This window comes from Flavihumibacter cheonanensis (genome assembly GCF_022352215.1).
Taxonomy (GTDB): Bacteria; Bacteroidota; Bacteroidia; order Chitinophagales; family Chitinophagaceae; genus Flavihumibacter; species Flavihumibacter cheonanensis.
In genome coordinates this window covers 1-283 of sequence record NZ_JAKRWF010000178.1, presented here as the reverse complement: position 1 = coordinate 283, position 283 = coordinate 1, and the positions used below count along the sequence as shown (strand labels likewise).

The 283-nt window shown below is 41.7% G+C and carries 1 protein-coding gene; it reads left to right on the top strand.

The annotated features are described in order from the left end of the window. The first annotated feature begins 9 nt into the window (after positions 1 to 9). Positions 10 to 129, top strand: a complete 120-nt coding sequence (locus tag MD536_RS22255) for a winged helix-turn-helix domain-containing protein (RefSeq protein ID WP_369075825.1) — start codon at positions 10 to 12, stop codon at positions 127 to 129. The last annotated feature ends 154 nt before the right edge of the window (positions 130 to 283 follow it).

The window sequence follows — 283 nt, the reverse complement described above, 5'->3', positions numbered from 1 at the left end:
CTGTTCACCATGACCAATTTTGTCGATGTGCACGTTAAAAATTTGCGGAAGAAACTGGGCGATCATGGCGAAAAGAAATTGATCCAGACCATGCATGGCGTCGGGTATATGATAAAGGACGAAGAATGAAAATACGCATCCGATTGACAATCTGGTATTTTCTGGTTACTTTTTTTATCCTGATCATTTTCAGCTACGGCATTTTTCTTGGCATGCGTCACCTGATCTATCGGGCGCTGGATAGCGATTTGCATATTTTAACCAACACCATCGAAAGAAGCTT

Coding starts and splice junctions, on each gene's coding strand:
- MD536_RS22255 (WP_369075825.1), top strand. CDS start 10: ATGACCAATTTTGTCGATGTGCACGTTAAAAATTTGCGGAAGAAACTG.